The organism is Labrys sedimenti (assembly GCF_034424805.1).
In the GTDB taxonomy this organism is placed as follows: Bacteria; Pseudomonadota; Alphaproteobacteria; order Rhizobiales; family Labraceae; genus Labrys; species Labrys sedimenti.
Window position 1 is genome coordinate 219,280 of sequence record NZ_JAXOUF010000007.1, and the last position, 13,899, is coordinate 233,178.

The window sequence follows — 13,899 nt, forward strand, 5'->3', positions numbered from 1 at the left end:
GGGAGAACGTGGGCCGAGCCTGGGTGCGCACGAATTAGATCCCTGCGTACCACTCATATCCTCGATCCTCCCAATAGCCGCCGTTTCCACCCCATAAGCCGGCAAAGCTATCGACGAGTTCGATGCGCATGATGTATTTCGCCTGCTTGTAACCGAGTTGGCGCTCGACTCTCAGACGCAGTGGAGCACCGTGGCCGATGCTCAGGTCCTTGCCATTCATTTGATAGGCGAGAATGGTCTGCGGGTGGAACGCGTCAACGAGATCGATGCTCTCGTAATACCGACCACTCCCATCGAGCGTCTTCTCGAGCTCATCGGCGCAATGGAAGACCACGTAGCGCGCCGTAGGCTTCAGGCCGGCCAAACTCAAAAGGCTCAGAAGCGAAACACCAGTCCATTTGCCGATGGCGCTCCATCCTTCGACGCAGTCATGGCGCGTGATCTGGGTGCGTGCCGGGAGCTTTTTGAGCTCGACAAGGGAGACCTCCTGAGGCCTCTCCACCAAGCCGTCTATCCTTAATCTCCAGTCCTCGAACTTGCCTTCGGCCAACTCGGCATATTCGTCGCTGTCAGGAGCATTGGTACCGTTCATCCGGAAGGATGGCGAAATATCGGCCTCCGCAAATTCGCGGGCCAAAGCATCACGCCCCTGAAGCAGCCGCTGAGCCGTCATGGTCAGCTTCTCCGCTGAACGGAGGGCGGCATCAATATCGGTATTTTCCTCCAACGCGTCACAGCCGGGAAGGGTCAGGACGCAGGCCCCCAGCATGCCGCCAATCAGAAACCGGCGACGGGTAAGAAGGTGACTCATGATTTGGAACTCTTTGCGTGAATGGCGTAGCGGCCGGTGATCATCGAGCGCAGATTGTTCCAAGCGCCCGACAGCACGACCATCACGATGTGGACGACGACGAACAGCACCAGAAGCGATGCCGTGATGAAGTGGATGGTTCGGGCGGATTGACGCCCCCCGAAGACATCGACCAATGCGGGAAAAGCTGCGTCGATGCCGGGCGACATGGTCAGGCCCGTAAGGACCATCAGGGGCAGCAGAACGACAATCACGGCGAGATAGGTAAGCTTTTGCAACGTGTTATAGCGTCTTGCCTCCTCGCCCTCCGGGAAGCGGAGACGGGCGTGATCCAGGACTTCGCGCCACAGATGGCGCGGTGAAAGCTCTCGGGTCGTCGGTGCCAGGTCTCGCCTGAAATGGCCGTTCAAGACACTGAAACCGAAGTAGAAGATGCCGTTGATGAGGAACAGCCAGGCAAAGAAGAAATGCCAGCGCCGTCCTGCCGCCAGATCCTGGAACGAAGGTATCGTGGCCCATGCCGGAAAAGCCCGCGATGTCGGCTCGCCTTCCACGTCCGACACTCCGAGAACACCGGTTGTCGCAAATTGCACGCCCGCGACTCGCACAAAGCCGCGCGCTTCGTCGCCTTCGCCCTGCGAACCGATGGTCAAGGCCGTATGATCACCGTCCGCTCCATAGTGACCCCAGTACAATTCGGGATGAGCGTTGAAGATCTGAAGTCCACTCAAGAGGAGGAAACTCAGGCAAAGCGCGTTCAACCAATGCGTGAGCCGCGTGCTGAGGGCGTGGCGGCGAATGAACACCGTTCGCCGACATTGGGTATTATCATTGCTAGCATTCCCGTTCACGACAACGCCCTCTGTTCTTGGCCTTCATTACTCTCAGGTCAGACGGTATTTTCAGGCCGCGCCGATCGAACCGGCCGAGCGACCGGATCGACCGACAGCGACGCGCCTCACATGGGCGGAACTACGCCATTTTTTCCGACAAGGACCTGATGGGCGATGGTACCGGTACCGGTCCCGGCCTTTTCGGCAGGTACGAAGACGACAGCACCGGGAACGAGATCGTCCGCGGTCGCCGGCGCAAAAGTGACGACCGGCGTACCGTCCGGAATGGAAATCTTCTTTTCCTTACCGTAATAGGACACGGTGACCGTCCTGCCCTCGACACCTTTGACCGCATCCGCCACGGTCGCATTGGTCATGCTGCTGTTGGGCTTGAGATCCCAACCATAGCTGCCCTCCCCCGTGCCCTTGAGTGCCGGCGGGAAAATGAGCACTTCGAGCGCACCGTCCCCGCCCCCCTTTTTGGGCAGTGATGCAATACCAACGAAATCGCCGGGTTTGATATCGGCTACCTTCGCATTCGCCACGCTGGATACTTTCCAGCCATCGGCGAGAGCGACATCGAGTGTCTCTCCCTCGCGAGTCTTCACTTTGAGCGTAGACCCGCTGTAATTGAGAATGCTGCCCCGGACATGGATCTGCCCTGCCTTCTTATCTTCGGCATGTACGGGCGATGCCACCATGGCCGCCGAGGAGAGAGCCGACAGACCGAGGGCAAGCGCAGGAAAAAAATTCTTGATCATCACAATAACTTCCTACTAGTTGGTAGTTTTTTCAATCGCAATTGCTGCGCGGGGCAGACTGCGCCGCCCCGAGCGTTGTCAAGCAGCAGTCGACGACAACCGCTTCAGCGTAGGCGCCAGAATGGCGGCGAACACGTCCGGAGTTCCGTAAGCGCGGGCGGAGAGCATTGCCCCATGAACGGACGCCATGAACGCCTCGGCCTCGATCCGAGGCTCGCTTGACAGCTTCAAGGCTCCCTCTTTCGAGCCGCGTTCCATGACCGCCGTCAGCCAAGCCGATAGAAACCGGAAAAAGGCCTTTACTTCCACCGCAACTTCCGGCGGGAGCGCTGGCAACTCACTGGCAAGCAAAGCGCAAACGCAAAAAGGAATGCTCGCATCCTCAATGCACCTGGCCCAGAAGCCTGCATAGGCATTGAGCAGTTCGACAGGGTTGCGCACGTTCCGCTCAAGCCCCGCCAACCCCGCTTCGGCTTCTTCACGATATCGCCGCACGAGCGCACGGACCAGATCCACCTTGCTTGGAAAATGGTGATGGATGCTGGCCTTGCGGATCCCGACGACTTCCGCAATGTCGGCGTAACTGAAGCCGTTATAGCCGCCATTCATGATGTGTGAACGCGCAGAGGCCAGGATATCGTCAGACGTCGTCGAAAGATTGCTCATGGAATTTGTCTACCTTTCAGTAGGGAGACTGTCAAGCGTGAATCTGATTTTCCTCTGCCACGCAATTGAGCGTGCGCGGCCTAGGCATCCCAAGAGCCAGCCCAGCGCGTCCAGCCTGTCTGAAATCTGCCGCCCTCATGTCGATGGCAGCGCGATATTGTGAGGGTAACACGCCAAGTCAGCCAGCCACGCCAAGTCAGCCAGCGAAGCGTGTACCTATAAAATGCAGGAGAAGAAATGCTTGCCTTGCCCCGGTCCTGATATCTGCATGGGCGCTCTCCCGCCTTCCTCCTCCGAAAAAGAGAGCGAAATATCGAACTTGGGTTGGCTGCCCGCCATGTTTGTGGTGGCACTCGCTTGCCGAGCGGTACACTTTGCCGGCCGCTGCAGTGGAGGCTGGACGAGATCATCCGTGGTTGCCTGCACAAGCCTTCGGGAGCCCGGCGATGCGTGACTTCAGCCCAATCCTCCAAGACAATATTGACAATCTACCATTCAGAAGGTAGGCAGAGCAACTCTGCCGCCGAAGACAGTGCTCTGTTCTGGCGCCTCCCAGTTTATGGTGAGTAGAAGGTTTATTTCATGAAAAATTGCGACGTTGCGGCTCAGCTTGAATCATACCGGCATACAATCGACAATATCGACGCTGCCCTTCTTCGTATTCTGGGCGAACGGTTCCGGTGCACCAATGAGGTTGGCGTATTAAAGGCTGAATATAATCTGCCCGCCGTGGATAAATACCGGGAAAGCCGTCAATATTCCCGATTGAGAATCCTTGCGGAGAATGCCGGCCTCGATCATGACTTCGTTGAAAATCTAATGAAATTTATCATCGAGGAAGTTGTTCAGCGACACAATCAAATCGCAGCAGAACACCAGGCGAGACGAGAAACAGCACCCCAGAGCTAATCCGGTCCGTGCGTTTGCCCCCGGTCGCACGCGAGGAAAAACCGGATCTTGTCATGGGGTGGAAAAACTCCCGCTTCGACCTTTCCTTTTCTCCAGCTCGTTTCCAGCAGTTCGGCGACAGGTGCCTCCGTTGCCAACATGAATTTAGACAAAAGACATTGGATATGAATTCACCTGCCCAGAACAGTCTCGAGAGCCGCCTGCGCACCGTCGAGGACAAACTTGCGATCTACGAGCTCATAGCCTCTCACCCGCCAAGTGCCGACACTGGACATTCCGATTACACCCTCTCTGTCTACACACAGGACGGTATTTTTGACCGTGGCCCGGCATTGGATGGTGCAAAGGGCGCCAGGGACATCGCCGCATTTATCGAGCGCCCCGAGCATGGCCAGGCGATTGCCGGCGGCCTCGCCCATTTTGCCGGCCTGCCGCTGATCGACCTGCGAGGCGATCGCGCTGTGGTGACGTCCTACCTTCAGATCGTTCACCTCGATCACGATGGCCAGCCAAAAGCTCTCCCCAACCATGGCGTGTCGATGGGATATCGGATCCATCGGGCCGTGGTGAACCGCTGGGAGCTGGAACGCCATGATAGCTGTTGGAAGATCGCAAAGCGAACTCTGCTGCCGGTCGATGGCTCACAGGCTCATAGAGAGCTGCTGCGCAGAAGTCTTGACGAACTCTACTCCTGACCTGCTGCCCTCGCCTGCCCCGATCGCCCCAGGTCGGGCATCGTTGACGTTGGCGAACTTCGCAACGATTTGCCAATGGAGAATGTGATGCCGGATCATACGGCCGAATTCCGGGTTGCCACATGGAACATGCAGGGAAACCCATCGGGGAACCCGGAAAAGGAGAGAGGTCTTTCCAAGCTTTGTGCGGAAAACGATGTCGTCGCGTTGCAGGAGTGTGGCGGTCTCAAGCCTGAGCAGGTCGCGGAAATGCTGGGAGGCGCTCATGGCACCGTCGTTGACTGGGACAGCAGGGAGAACCGCACGAGTGGCCGAAGGTGCGGAGTTGCTGACCTGAAGGAACGAAACCCTCAGGCAAAATATGTGTTCGTTTCGCGTGAGCAGGCAGGACATTTCAACAATAATCGCTGCACCGTCGGCATCATCGCTAGGATTGATCGCCTGGAGGACCTGCCAGGGGACGAGAGTGCCGGCGTGAACAGTGCCACCGGGCGATCCGCGGTCAGCGTGAAATATGGAGGATGCGTCGTGACATCCTTTCATGCGGAGGCCAGCCAGGCCGCCATCAGCGATGCGCACACGACGTTGACGGCACTCGGCCGCGCGTTCAAGGATCAGCGCATCATCATGGCAGGCGACTTCAATTCTGATCTGCGACAGCACGCGCAGAAACAGGCCGTGGAGACGGGTCTCGCCAAGCAGATTGCCGATGGTAGTCTGATGCAGCCGCTGCAAGGGGGCAGCGGCAGGCGCCTTGTCGACGGGAAAGTGCGGTCCGAACGACAGGTCCAGCACAAGTGGAATGTGGCGCGGCTCGATCTCATGAGCGAAACCCCGCTTCAGGCGAGCGGCTCTTATGAAACGAACAGAATGCGTCACCATAGCGTCGGCTACGCAATGCCCGAAGAGCCAACTCATCTGGGCAGCGACGGTACGCAAAGACATCTCGATGGTTTCATGTTCAAGAACATGAAACGCCCGGATATTCCCGCCGCGCGCGAGGCAAGCCGGCACGGGTCTGACCATCATCCGGTCACGCTGAGGGTACGCTGACCCACAGCATCGGACAGGATCCCACGGAATATGGCAGCGGGTTGTTTCGCACCGCAGCGAAGGCTGCCCCTCCTCGAATTTGGGACGGGAAACGTGCCATTTCCCTGCTCAATGTTTCAAATGCGCACCTATGCGATACCAAGCCTGTAGAACCCCGCCGACAGTTCATTCAGCCATCGCCAACGGGTCTCGCAGCCGGGTGACGGCATCGACCAGGAAATTGCAGGCCACGAAGATCGCCGCGGTGAAGATGGTGGTGCCGATCACCACGGGAAAATCCCCGTCCAGCGCAGCATTGATCGCCAGCCTGCCGACACCATCGAGACCGAAGATCTGCTCGGTGACGATCGCCCCGCCCATGATCACCGCCAGTTCCAGCCCGGCCAGGGTGATGATCGGGTTGAGGGCGGCCTTGAGCGCATGGCCGACCTGGACGTGCCATTCGCTGAGGCCCTTGGCCCGGGCGGTGCGGATATAATCCGCTCCCAATACGTCCAGCATCGCGGCGCGCACCACGCGCTGGAAGATGCCGATCTCCGCGATCGCCAGCGTCAGCCAGGGCAAGGCCAGATGACGGGCCCATTCGAAGGGATGGTCGAAGAAGGGCACATAACCGCTGCTGGGGAACCAGTCGATGCCCACGGTCGAGAGCTGGTAGAACAGGAAGAAGGACAGCAGCATCCCGGAGAGGAAGATGGGAACCGACAGGCCGACATAGGCGATGGCCGCCAGGGCATGGTCAAGCAGGGAGCCCGGCCGCCGCGCCGCCAGGATACCCAGCACCAGCGAGACCACCATCCAGATGACCAGCGCTCCCAGAGCGAGCGAGAAGGTCACGGGCACCTTGTCGAGGATCAACTCGGCAACGCCCGTCTGCTTGCGGAAGGAATAGCCGAGGCCTGGCGGCCAGTGCGCAAGCCCCATCGCCGCACCCTGGATGTCCGGCCCGCGATAGAGATACTGCCAGAGCTGGACATGCCAGGGCTCGTCGAGCCGCAGGGCATGGGCGACCGCATCGATCGCCTGCTGGTTGGCATTGCGCGGCGCCAGCATCACCGCCGGATTCTGGTAGGCGAGCCGCGTGATGAAGAAGGCGATGACCAGGACGATCAGCAGGGTGGAGATCGCCCGCACGGCCAGGCCAAGAATGAAGCGCAGCATGATCCCTCCCTCAGCGCCGATGGGGATCAAGGATGTTGCGCAGGCCCGCGCTCAGCGTGTTGAAGCCCACCACCGTCAGGAACAGGGCGATGCTGGGCCCGAACAGGAACCAGGGCTGCAGCTGGTAGAGCGAGGATCGCTGGGCATCCGCGATCATGTTGCCCCAGCTTGCCGTCGGGGCCTGGATGCCGACGCCCAGGAAGGACAGGGTCGCCTCCGCCACGATGTTGTTGGGGAGTTGCACCGCCCAATAGACAAGGGCAGCCGGTGCGACATTGGGCAGGATCTCCCGGATCAGGATCCGCCTACGGCTGGCCCCCAGTGTCTGTGCGGCCTGGACGAAGGGGCTGTGCCGCAGCGAGAGTACCAGCCCCCGTGTCAGGCGGGCGAAATAGGTCCAGGAAAACAAGGCGATGATCAGCACCACCACCAGCAGGGGATCGGCGATCGGTTGGCCGCTGGCGCCGCGGTTGAGCGCCAGCAGGCTGAGCGCCGTCACCACGAACGGAAAGGACAAGGCCACGTCGATGCCCTGCGAGATCACCCGGTCCGCCAGCCCGCCGAAATAGCCGGCGATCAGGCCGATGGAGGTTCCCACCACCATGGCGAGCGTCGTGGCGGGGATGGAAACCAGCAGGGAAACGCGCGCACCATAGAGCGTGCGGACCAGGACATCGCGGCCATCGCCGTCGGCGCCGAGCGGAAAGGCCCAGCTCGGCCCGATCGGCAAACCATCCTCCGACAGGGCGATGTCGCTGAACTGCTCCGTCGGTCCGTGGCCGAGCCAGAGCGCCACCAGGGGTGCCAGCAGCGCCGCAGCCACTACCGCGAGCACCAACAGTCCGCCGAAGCGCACGGATGGCTCCGCCAGCACCGCCCATAGGCCGCTCGGCGGCCGCCTCAGTTCAAGGCGGGAGGAAACCTGCTCGGGGCCCTCGGTAAAAGTCCGGGTCGCCTCAACCATGCAGGACCAGCCTTTCATGCCGGTTGAGATCCCTCGCCTTCTGCCCCGGAATGGCTGCGATGAGCGCCTGCGTATAGGTCTGCCCGGGACGCCGGAAGACCTGCGCGGTCGCCCCCTCCTCCACGATGCGGCCGGCCTGCAGCACCAGCACGCGATCGCACAGATCGGCCACCACGCCCAGATCATGGGAAATGAACAGGATGGAGACGCCGAGCCGGCTTCTGAGGGAGCGCAGCAGCGCGATGATCCTGGCCTGGGTGGTGATGTCGAGGGCCGATACCGGTTCGTCGGCCACGATCACGCGCGGCTCCAGTGCCACCGCGCGGGCGATCGCGATGCGCTGGCGCTGCCCGCCGGAAAGCTGGGCGGGATAGCGATCGAGCACGTCTTGGGGCAGCTCGACCACCTCGACGAGGTCGCGGATGCGCGAGCGAATCTGCGGTGCGGACAGATCCGTGTTGATGATGAAGGGCTCCGCCAGGATGGCACTGATCCGTCGCCTCGGATTGAGGCTGCCATAGGGATCCTGGAAAACCATCTGGATGGCGGAACGTTGCTGCCTGGTGAGGGTCATGGCGCCGGCATGGGCATAGACGCTGTCGCCGAGCCTGACCTGGCCTTCGTCCGGCCTGTCCAGTCCGACGACGATCCGGCCGATGGTCGACTTGCCCGAACCGGACTCGCCGACCACGCCCAGGATCTCTCCCTCGCGCAGGGCAAACGAGACCCGGTCGAGAGCCTGCAGCGTGCCTCCGGCCTTGCCGCCTCGGCGGAAGCGGCGGGAAATCCCCTCCACCGTCAGCAGGGGCTTGGTCTCCACGGGTGCGGCGGTGCCGAGGGCCAGGCCGTGGCGTGCGGCTCCCAGCAGCAGCCTGGTATAGGGTTCCTTCGGTGCGCCATAGATGCGCGCCGCCGGCCCCTGCTCCACCACGCTTCCCCCGCGCATCACCAGCACGTCGTCGGCGATATCGTTGACGACGCCGAGATCATGGCTGACGAAGATCAGGGCCATACCATGGCGCTCCTGCAATTGCCGCAGGAGCGTGAGGATGGCGGCCTGCACCGTCACGTCGAGCGCCGTCGTCGGCTCGTCGGCGATCAGCAGGTCCGGGCCGAGCGCGATCGCCATGGCGATCATCACGCGCTGGCGCATGCCACCGGAGAACTGATGAGGGTAGTCGTCGATGCGCCGGGCGGGATCGCGAATGCCGACCTCGTCGAGCAGATCGAGGATGCGCGTGCGCAGGGCCGACCGCCCCACGCGCTGATGAGCCGTGATCGCCTCGCCGATCTGGCGGCCGATCGTCTTGAGCGGATGCAGGTTTGAGAGCGGATCCTGGAAGACGAAGCCAATCTGCGCGCCGCGCAGGCGGCGCAGCCGGCCCGCCGACAGGCCGAGGAGTTCGGTGCCGCGGTGGCGGACGCTGCCCGCCACCGCGGCCGAGGGCGGCAGCAGACCAGTCGCCCCCAAGAGCGACACGCTCTTGCCGGAGCCGGATTCGCCGACGATGGCCAGGGTCTTGCCGGCATCGACGGCGAAGGAGACGCCGCGGACCACCTCCGTGCGATGCCGGCGCGTTCCAAAGCTCACATTCAGATTATCGACTGCGAAGATCGCCATGGCCGGCTCTCCTGCGCCCTGTCGCTATTTGCGCAGGGCGATGTTGGTGATGTCGGCCTGCACGGCGAGCGAAGACCAGGTCCACAGCGCGATGCGATCGGAGGTGATGGCAACCTTGCGCTTCTCGAACAAGGGGATCCAGGGCAGGTCGGCGGAGACGAGGCGATCGGCCTTGGCCCAGATCGGGCCGGGATCATCGGAGGGGAAGGCCTCGGCCGCTAGCCTGTTGAGCTCCTTGTTGGAATAGCAGACCGCATGGGTATTGCCGGTGCCGCAGGGCGAGGCATCCGAATTCAGCCAGCCTCCAAGCAGCATGCGCGTGCTCGGCCCCTGCCAGTCGGGTGCGAAGGCCGCCCCCAGGAAGACATCCCAATGGCTCTTGGGGTCCTGGATGTAGGACCGGTATTGCGAACTCGGCACCGGGATGAGGTTGAGGGTAAAGCCGGCCGCAGCCAGGTCTTCCTTGAGCGTCACCGCGATGGCCTGGGTCTGCGCCGTGGTCTGGTACACAGCATCCAGCGTCACGCCGTCGGGATAGCCGGCCTTGGCCAGCAGTTCCTTGGCCCTGGCCGGATCGCCCGCGCTCTTGGGCGTGGCGTAGGGATCGAAGGGCTCGTAGCCCAGGATGGTCGAGGTGATGATCTGGCCGAGCGGGAGAGCGGCGATCGAGCCGCCCTGACGCTGGACGAGATGGGCCTTGTTCACCGCATAGGCCAGGGCCTGGCGCACTTCGAGCTTGCGCAGGGCGGTGGCGCCGGGGCCGGTGGCTTCCGGCCGGGCGTTGAAGGTGATGAAATTGGCCGAGCCGCTGTTGGATGCATGCAGATAGGGGCTCTTCTGCGCCTGATACTGCCGGATCGCGGCCAAAGGCGGCACGTCGAGATAGAGCGACAGGTCGGCTTCACCGGCACGGATCTTCTGCACCACGGCGTCTTCGGTATTGGTGGTGAAGTCGACGACGATCTCATCGACATAGGCTTTGCGGGCTGGATCGGCGGCATGATTGTAGTTGGCCACCTTCTTGAGCACGAGCTTCTGGCCCTGGTCGTAGGCTGCGACGTAGTAGGGACCGCTCGAGGGCAGATTCTTCCTGAATTCCAGCGAATCCGGGAAATATTTGGAGGCGATTTCCGGCGGCAGCGGGGTGACGAAGTTCATCGACAGGATGTTGAGGAAATCATAGTTCTTGGAGTCCGAGCGCAGCACCAGCGTCCTGTCGTCGGGCGCGGAGACACCGGCGATGTCATGCGTGTCGGTGAAGGCCTTGGTGGCGGCGAGATCGCCCGTCGGCACCTTGGCGAACTGCTTGCAGTAGTCGGCGAAGCCCGAAAAGGCGAGATTGAAATAGTTGATGGCTGCGACCTGCTTGTTGGGATCGCAGAAGCGCTTGATGCCGTAGACGAAATCGCCCGCCGTGATCTTGCGCGTGGTCGAGCCGGAATAGCTGATGCCATCGCGAAGATGGAAGGTGTAGGTCTTGCCGTCGGGGCTGACGTCCCAGGACTCGGCAAGGTCGGGCACCAGCTTGGTGTCGTCCTTGATGTCGCCGGGCGCGCCCGGATAGGTCACGAGCTGGCGTGTCACCGCCCGCAGGATCTCCCAGGAATCGGTGCTGTAGCCGGTCAAGGGATCGAAGGCGTCGAGATCGGGGTCGAGCGAGGCGATGCGCAGCGTCCCGCCATACGGAACGTCGTCAGCCGCCTCTGCCGCGCCGAGAGCGAGGCCGCCCGTCAGCAGCAGGGCGGCCGTAAAGCGCGACGCGGAGCCGAGCAGCCTAGAACGAGCGAAATGCCGGGATTTCATAGTCTGTTTCCTGATGTATCGAAGAAAGGACGAAGGCCGCTTCGCCATGGCGAAAGGCCTAAAAGACGGTGCCGGCATGGGGCTGCGCCGACGTGGCGAACAAGGTATCGAGCGTGGACAGCACCACCTCGCTCTCGGCCTTGACCCGCCCAGCCCTGGCGAGCTGCCACCAGCGCGTGCCGCCGAGATAGGCCGTTGCCAGGGCGCCGACATCGAGCTCGGCCTGCGCCGGGGCATCCGTCGGCACCGCGCCCTGCGCCGAGAGGCGGAACCGGCCATTGTTCTCGGCAAAAAGGGCGTCGCTGACAGCAAGTACCACCCCGCTTTCACCGGCATAGCGCCGCGTTTCCAGCGCCAGGCGCACGTCGAGAAGACGCAGCCAGGTTTCGTCGCGTTGGCCGGTCACACGCGCCTGCCGATGGTTTTCGAACAGCCATGGCAGGGCGTCATCCACCGGCCGGCCGGGGAAGAGGATGCGATGCACCAGATCGACATTGAGAAGATGGGCGACAAGCGCGCCATAGGCGGCATCATCGGCCGCGACCAGATCATCGACCACGAGGGTGCGATCCGAACCGGCGAACCACTCGTCGAGGCCGATCGGATGGTAGCGCACATAGCCGCTCTCTCGCCCTTCCTCGCCGGCCACCACGACATAGGCCGGTGCCTTGGACAGGTCCTGGCGCATCCGCTGGAAGTGCCACCAGCCGCGCCAGCGGGCAATGGCCCCGGCCCGGGCGGTGCCGGCCTGGGCATGGATGGCGGGCAACAGGGACCAAGCCTCGTCCGGGTCGACGAACCGCACCGGCCCGCCACGCGGCACCTCGGGGCGCAAACGCGCCCCTTCGGCGGCGAGGTCGAAACTGACCTGCGAACTGGCGATGCCATAGCCGAAATGGGCATAGATGCGCGCATCCGAGGCCCGCAGCGTGGCGACGGCATCGCCGCGCGAACGCGCCTCCGCCAATTGCCTTTCAAGGAGAGCCGTGCCGATGCCCCGCCTGGTATGGGTTGGCAGCACGCCGACATGGGTGACGGCGGCATGGGCGAGGCGTCCGCCACCCGGCACCGTCAGGGTGCTGGCATAGGAATTGACCGTACCCACCAGCGTGCCTGATGCGAAGGCGCCGAGGGTGCGACCCGGCTCATAGATGTCGGCGATGAAGCCAGCATCGATCGGTCCGAAATTCGGCAGTCCCACCATGGCGGTGCGAAACAGCCGAGCGGCCTGGATCAGCTCTGAAGTGCCTTCCAGAATCCTAACCCGAGCCGGTGCCGGGCTCGGCGCCCTGACGGCCGAGAGGTCTACGGCGTGCAGCGACATGGCGCTCAGGCCTTCGCCGGCGGGGTGAAGACGCGAGGCTTCGGCAGCGTCTGGTTGAGCGCGAATTCGCCGATTTCGCGCAGGCGGTAGGACACCGGGTCATGCACCGTATGGGTGCGTACATTGCGCCAATAGATGTCGAGACCGTATTTGTTGGCTGTCGAGCGGGCGCCCGTCGCCTCATAGATATCGGCGGTGACCTCAAGCGAGACCTTGGTGGCGATGACCTTGGCCTGGTCGATCAGAAGGGCAAGCTCGCCCCACGCTTGCGCCGTCAGCGCCGGGCCGGCCAGCAGTGCCGCCTGATAGAGGGCCGCGGCCTTATCCGCCAGGGCCACGCCGGCGGCGATGCCCGCCGACAGGCGCCCGAAGAGCTGGAGATGGTAGGGATCCTCGGTAGCCCTTTCCAGCCCCGACTCGGGCCAGGGCCGGCCATGGCTGCGCACATAGGCGGCCGCAGCCTTGAGCGCTCCCTCGGCAATGCCAAGATAGAAATTGACGAAGATCAGCTGGCTGAACAGCACGCGCAGCCCGTCGCGCTGCTCGACATCGCCGACATAGTGGTCGAGACCCGACAGGAGGTCCGCGTCGGTCGCCTCCACTCGATCGAAGATCACCGAGCCGCTGGCGGTGAGGCGCTGGCCCAGATTGTCCCAATCGCCCTCGAAGCTGATGCCCTTGCGCGAGGGCGGGACCTGGAAATGCACCCGCTTCTCGCCGTCCCACACGGTGACGGTGAGGATCTGCGCGATCGAGGCGCCGGTGGCGAAGGTGCGCCGGCCGCTGATCAGATAACCGTTCGCGGTCTTCTCCAGTTCGGCCTTGGGATCGCGCGGATTGCTGACGCCGCCCTGGAACCAGCCCTCCTCGGCAACGCCGCGAGCCGTGCCCTGCCATTGTTCGGGCGTGCCGAGGATGTAGCTCCACACCCCGTTGGAATAGTGATAGGCGATCAGTTGCCCGATCGAGCCGTCCGCTGCAGAGATGATACGGCTGATCTCGAGCGCCTGCGCGAGATTGGCACCGGCGCCACCCAGGGCTCGCGGCACGGCAAGGCCGAGAAGGCCAGCCTTACGCAGGAGCCCGATTTCCTCGAACGGATCCTGGTTGGCGCGGTCGCGTTCGAGCGCACTGGCCGCGAGTTCGGCGGCGACATGTTCGGCGCGGCTGCGCCACTCCACGAACTCCGCCTCCGAAAGGCCGGCATAGATCTCGATGGCGGCATCCCTGCGCGTATCGCGCAGGGCGCTCACGGTTGCGTCATAGGCCACTTTGTCTCGTCCTTGTTCAAAACTGTC

Annotated in this window: 13 protein-coding genes; 3 read left to right on the plus strand and 10 right to left on the minus strand. The window is 62.8% G+C overall.

The features are described 5' to 3' along the window. Nucleotides 1-34 precede the first annotated feature (34 nt). The 4 genes from U1R88_RS21320 to U1R88_RS21335 all read right to left on the minus strand — a co-directional run bounded on the left by U1R88_RS21320 (nucleotide 35) and on the right by U1R88_RS21335 (nucleotide 3,071). Complete coding sequence (locus U1R88_RS21320) at nucleotides 35-811, minus strand: molybdopterin-binding protein (protein ID WP_322433035.1); 777 nt, start codon at nucleotides 809-811, stop codon at nucleotides 35-37. Then, on the minus strand, nucleotides 808-1,662 hold the full coding sequence (locus U1R88_RS21325; RefSeq protein WP_322433036.1) for a cytochrome b/b6 domain-containing protein: 855 nt from the start codon (nucleotides 1,660-1,662) through the stop codon (nucleotides 808-810). The genes U1R88_RS21320 and U1R88_RS21325 overlap by 4 nt, the downstream gene beginning before the upstream one ends. Before the next feature lie 107 nt (nucleotides 1,663-1,769). Beyond that, nucleotides 1,770-2,405 (minus strand): hypothetical protein, encoded by a 636-nt coding sequence (locus tag U1R88_RS21330; RefSeq protein WP_322433086.1) that lies wholly within the window; start codon nucleotides 2,403-2,405, stop codon nucleotides 1,770-1,772. A 78-nt stretch (nucleotides 2,406-2,483) separates the two neighbouring features. Then, the gene (locus U1R88_RS21335) at nucleotides 2,484-3,071 is read right to left on the minus strand and encodes a TetR/AcrR family transcriptional regulator (RefSeq protein WP_322433037.1); all 588 of its coding nucleotides are present in this window, start codon (nucleotides 3,069-3,071) and stop codon (nucleotides 2,484-2,486) included. A 582-nt stretch (nucleotides 3,072-3,653) separates the two neighbouring features. Here U1R88_RS21335 and U1R88_RS21340 point away from each other — a divergent pair. The 3 genes from U1R88_RS21340 to U1R88_RS21350 all read left to right on the plus strand — a co-directional run bounded on the left by U1R88_RS21340 (nucleotide 3,654) and on the right by U1R88_RS21350 (nucleotide 5,728). Beyond that, a complete protein-coding gene (locus tag U1R88_RS21340; RefSeq protein WP_322433038.1) occupies nucleotides 3,654-3,980 on the plus strand; it encodes a chorismate mutase in 327 nt (108 codons plus the stop codon). Nucleotides 3,981-4,033: 53 nt separating this feature from the next. Continuing rightward, on the plus strand, nucleotides 4,034-4,675 hold the full coding sequence (locus U1R88_RS21345) for a nuclear transport factor 2 family protein (RefSeq protein ID WP_322433039.1): 642 nt from the start codon (nucleotides 4,034-4,036) through the stop codon (nucleotides 4,673-4,675). A gap of 87 nt (nucleotides 4,676-4,762) precedes the next feature. Beyond that, complete coding sequence (locus U1R88_RS21350; protein ID WP_322433040.1) at nucleotides 4,763-5,728, plus strand: endonuclease/exonuclease/phosphatase family protein; 966 nt, start codon at nucleotides 4,763-4,765, stop codon at nucleotides 5,726-5,728. A 165-nt stretch (nucleotides 5,729-5,893) separates the two neighbouring features. On the opposite strand, the gene U1R88_RS21355 is transcribed toward U1R88_RS21350, so the two are convergent. The 6 genes from U1R88_RS21355 to U1R88_RS21380 are packed head-to-tail and all read right to left on the minus strand — an operon-like array spanning nucleotide 5,894 to nucleotide 13,872. After that, nucleotides 5,894-6,889, minus strand: a complete 996-nt coding sequence (locus tag U1R88_RS21355; protein WP_322433041.1) for an ABC transporter permease — start codon at nucleotides 6,887-6,889, stop codon at nucleotides 5,894-5,896. Nucleotides 6,890-6,899: 10 nt separating this feature from the next. Then, nucleotides 6,900-7,853 carry an ABC transporter permease gene (locus U1R88_RS21360; protein WP_322433042.1) on the minus strand — a complete coding sequence of 318 codons (954 nt, stop codon included), beginning with the start codon at nucleotides 7,851-7,853 and terminating at the stop codon, nucleotides 6,900-6,902. Continuing rightward, nucleotides 7,846-9,474 (minus strand): ABC transporter ATP-binding protein, encoded by a 1,629-nt coding sequence (locus U1R88_RS21365; protein WP_322433043.1) that lies wholly within the window; start codon nucleotides 9,472-9,474, stop codon nucleotides 7,846-7,848. Before U1R88_RS21365 ends, U1R88_RS21360 begins: the two co-directional genes overlap by 8 nt. A 24-nt stretch (nucleotides 9,475-9,498) precedes the next feature. Next, nucleotides 9,499-11,277, minus strand: coding sequence for an ABC transporter substrate-binding protein (locus U1R88_RS21370; RefSeq protein ID WP_322433044.1), 1,779 nt, complete (start codon nucleotides 11,275-11,277; stop codon nucleotides 9,499-9,501). 58 nt (nucleotides 11,278-11,335) lie between these two features. Then, nucleotides 11,336-12,601 (minus strand): GNAT family N-acetyltransferase, encoded by a 1,266-nt coding sequence (locus U1R88_RS21375; protein ID WP_322433045.1) that lies wholly within the window; start codon nucleotides 12,599-12,601, stop codon nucleotides 11,336-11,338. 5 nt (nucleotides 12,602-12,606) lie between these two features. After that, nucleotides 12,607-13,872, minus strand: a complete 1,266-nt coding sequence (locus tag U1R88_RS21380; RefSeq protein WP_322433046.1) for an acyl-CoA dehydrogenase family protein — start codon at nucleotides 13,870-13,872, stop codon at nucleotides 12,607-12,609. Nucleotides 13,873-13,899: the final 27 nt, after the last annotated feature.

Bases quoted from the DNA above. Each gene is read 5' to 3' on its own strand.
- U1R88_RS21320 (WP_322433035.1), bottom strand. From the start codon at position 811: ATGAGTCACCTTCTTACCCGTCGCCGGTTTCTGATTGGCGGCATGCTG.
- U1R88_RS21330 (WP_322433086.1), bottom strand. From the start codon at position 2,405: ATGATCAAGAATTTTTTTCCTGCGCTTGCCCTCGGTCTGTCGGCTCTC.
- U1R88_RS21335 (WP_322433037.1), bottom strand. From the start codon at position 3,071: ATGAGCAATCTTTCGACGACGTCTGACGATATCCTGGCCTCTGCGCGT.
- U1R88_RS21340 (WP_322433038.1), top strand. From the start codon at position 3,654: ATGAAAAATTGCGACGTTGCGGCTCAGCTTGAATCATACCGGCATACA.
- U1R88_RS21345 (WP_322433039.1), top strand. From the start codon at position 4,034: ATGGGGTGGAAAAACTCCCGCTTCGACCTTTCCTTTTCTCCAGCTCGT.
- U1R88_RS21350 (WP_322433040.1), top strand. From the start codon at position 4,763: ATGCCGGATCATACGGCCGAATTCCGGGTTGCCACATGGAACATGCAG.
- U1R88_RS21355 (WP_322433041.1), bottom strand. From the start codon at position 6,889: ATGCTGCGCTTCATTCTTGGCCTGGCCGTGCGGGCGATCTCCACCCTG.
- U1R88_RS21360 (WP_322433042.1), bottom strand. From the start codon at position 7,853: ATGGTTGAGGCGACCCGGACTTTTACCGAGGGCCCCGAGCAGGTTTCC.
- U1R88_RS21365 (WP_322433043.1), bottom strand. From the start codon at position 9,474: ATGGCGATCTTCGCAGTCGATAATCTGAATGTGAGCTTTGGAACGCGC.
- U1R88_RS21370 (WP_322433044.1), bottom strand. From the start codon at position 11,277: ATGAAATCCCGGCATTTCGCTCGTTCTAGGCTGCTCGGCTCCGCGTCG.
- U1R88_RS21375 (WP_322433045.1), bottom strand. From the start codon at position 12,601: ATGTCGCTGCACGCCGTAGACCTCTCGGCCGTCAGGGCGCCGAGCCCG.